Source organism: Bradyrhizobium manausense (assembly GCF_018129685.1).
GTDB lineage: Bacteria > Pseudomonadota > Alphaproteobacteria > Rhizobiales > Xanthobacteraceae > Bradyrhizobium > Bradyrhizobium manausense_D.
On sequence record NZ_JAFCLG010000052.1, the window covers coordinates 1 to 2,711 of the forward strand.

Genomic DNA, 2,711 nt, shown 5'->3' on the forward strand with positions numbered 1-2,711 from the left:
CCCCGTGGGTCGGTCAAAATCCCCCGGGTATGGTCACTTGAAACTCCCCCACTCGATAATCGCGGTCAGCGCCGCTGAACAGCGGTAGCCGATCAGGCAGGACGTTTATTTTCGGTCCCTTTAACCAGCAAGGGGCCGGGGAGTTGAACGTCTTGAAGCCACACCTGCAAAGCACGGTATTTACGTTACTCGATCGCAACGCCAGCCAGCGCGAGATCCACAGGCTGACGGGGGTCGACCGCAAGACGATCCGGCGTTACCGGGCGCTGCGGGCTGGTACGGAGGCAAATTCCCCCGGGGAAGTGACCACCGGCCCGGTGAGCGCGGACGGCCAAATTCCTCCACCCCGACCACCGGCTTCTGGGGCATCGGGAGCGACGGCCGCCGGCAGCCTGGCCCGTTCGGCTTGCGAACCGCATCGGACGTGGATCGAAGAACAGGTCCGCCTGAAGCGGAATGCGCAGGCGATTTACCAGGACCTGGTCGATCAATTTGGCTTTCCGTCCAGCTACCAGAGCGTCAAGCGGTTTGTGCGCACGTTGCGACACAGCGATCCCGAGCAGTTTGATCGACTTGAGTTCCTCCCCGGCGAGGAGGCCCAGGTCGACTATGGCGAGGGCGCTCTGACGATTGATCCCAGGAGCGGCCGGTACCGCCGTCCCCGCCTGTTCGTGATGACGCTGCGCTACTCGCGGCGCAGCTTCCGGCGGGTGGTGTGGCAATCCAGCCAGCAAGTCTGGGCGCAGCTCCACGAAGAGGCGTTCCGGTATTTTGGCGGGGTCCCCAGCTATGTCGTGCTCGACAACCTGAAGGAAGGCGTCCTCAAGCCGGATTTGTACGAGCCCGAGCTCAACCCGATTTACAGCGCGATGCTGGCTCATTACGCCGTGGTCGCCGATCCCGCGCGGGTGGCCGATCCCAATCGGAAAGGATGCGTCGAGAGCGCGATTCAACATACCCAGGGCACCGCGCTGGCCGGACGGCGCTTCGAGACACTGGAAGCCCAGAACGAGTTCTTGAGGCACTGGGAGGAGAATTGGGCCTCCAAGCGAATCCACGGCAGCACGCGGCGTCAGGTCGAGGCGATGTTCCAGGAGGAGAAGCCCCACCTGCGGCCGTTGCCAGTGGCTGCCTTCCGCATCTTCACCGAGGTCGTTCGGACCGTCTGCGACGATACCACCGTGCGTGTTGATAGCAGCTATTACGCCGCGCGGCCTGCGCCCATCGGCAGCCAGGTCGTGGTGCGGATCTACGCCTCGACGATCGAGATCCGCGATCGCCACACCCATGCGCTGCTGCGTGTTCATCCCCGGATGGCGCATCCCGGTTCGGTCGTCCTGCCGACCAGCGAACGGCCGTTCAATCCGTCGCGGCAAACCGCGGTGCTGCTGGCGAGCGCCGAGCGCATCGGTCCGCAGACCAGGGCGCTCTGCCAGCAAGTGTTCGACACCGAGGGGCGCCCCGGACAGCGCGCGATGTGGGGCATTGTCGGGCTGAGCCGGAAGTATCCGGCACGGCTGGTCGAGCAGGCCTGCGCGCACGCCATCGGCAACCGCATCTACCGTTACAAGCACGTGCGTGCGACCGTCGAGCGGTTGTTCGAACAGGCGATCGCGCAGGTTGGAGCGACGCCACAGCCGGCATCGCCGCTCACCCAGGATCATCCGCTGATCCGCGCTCCAGCCGAATACGGCGATCTCTTCAGCCGTGCCGCGCGGCACGATGCCGGCGCCAATGGCCGGCAGGCCGAGGCTCACGACGACCGCGCCCCTGCAACCCGCGCTCGTGGCGCCTGCGCAACCCCGACCAGCTCCGGCGCCACGAGCGCTCCCGCGGCTTCTCACCTCAAACTGGAGACCAAACCACATGATGACCATGCCGGAAATTGAACGTTGCCTGCGACAGCTGCGCCTGTCGGGCGTTCGCGACACGCTGCAGACGCGTGTGCTGCAGGCGCAGGGCGCCAACCAGCCCTTCCTCGAGACCTTCTCCCTGATCCTGCAGGACGAACTGGACCGTCGTCAGTCCCGCCTTATCGAGCGACGATACCGGCAATCCGGGCTCGACGAAAAGCTCACGCTCGCCGAGTTCGACTGGTCCTTCAATCCCAAATTGCCGCGCCAAACCTGCTTCCAGCTCCACACCCTGGCGTTCATCGCCGCCGGCGAGAACGCGCTGCTCGTCGGCAAACCTGGCACCGGGAAGTCCCACATCGCCAAGGCGATTGCCTATCAGGCGATCCTGCAAAGCCACAAGGTCCAGTATCTTGAGACCGACGACTTCTTCCACCGCTACGTCCTGAACTCCCCGGCGCAACGCGAGGTCCGGCTGCGAACCATCATCGACTGCGATCTCCTCGTGCTGGACGATCTGTTCCTCGCCCGCGCCATCCCTGACGACGCCGGCGCCTTGCTGCAGACCCTGATCCATCAGCGCTACAAACTGCGCCGCAGCGTCATCGTCACCTCCAATCGCGTCGTGCAGGATTGGGGAACATACCTGGGGGACAACACCATGAGCACGACGATCCTCGATCGCCTGATGCATTATTGCCATCTGCTCGAGTTCGATGGACGAAGCTATCGGCTCAAAGAGGCCGCTGAAGCCCTTGCCCGGGAAACAATGTCAAACTAACAATCATCATGTCCTGCCTCGCGGGGTGGAGGAATTTGACTGACCACACCCGGAGGAATTTGAAGTGACCCGCGGGG

2 protein-coding genes are annotated in these 2,711 nt (G+C 64.0%); both read left to right on the forward strand.

Annotated elements, in window-relative coordinates; genetic code table 11:
- The first annotated feature begins 107 nt into the window (after nt 1-107).
- Nucleotides 108-1,889, forward strand: a complete 1,782-nt coding sequence (gene istA / locus JQ621_RS35215; RefSeq protein ID WP_156946972.1) for an IS21 family transposase — start codon at nt 108-110, stop codon at nt 1,887-1,889.
- Nucleotides 1,867-2,634 (forward strand): IS21-like element IS1631 family helper ATPase IstB, encoded by a 768-nt coding sequence (istB, locus tag JQ621_RS35220; RefSeq protein ID WP_019200278.1) that lies wholly within the window; start codon nt 1,867-1,869, stop codon nt 2,632-2,634. Before istA ends, istB begins: the two co-directional genes overlap by 23 nt.
- Nucleotides 2,635-2,711: the final 77 nt, after the last annotated feature.

Excerpts from the sequence above, each read along its gene's own strand:
- istB (WP_019200278.1), top strand. The coding sequence starts at position 1,867 with ATGATGACCATGCCGGAAATTGAACGTTGCCTGCGACAGCTGCGCCTG.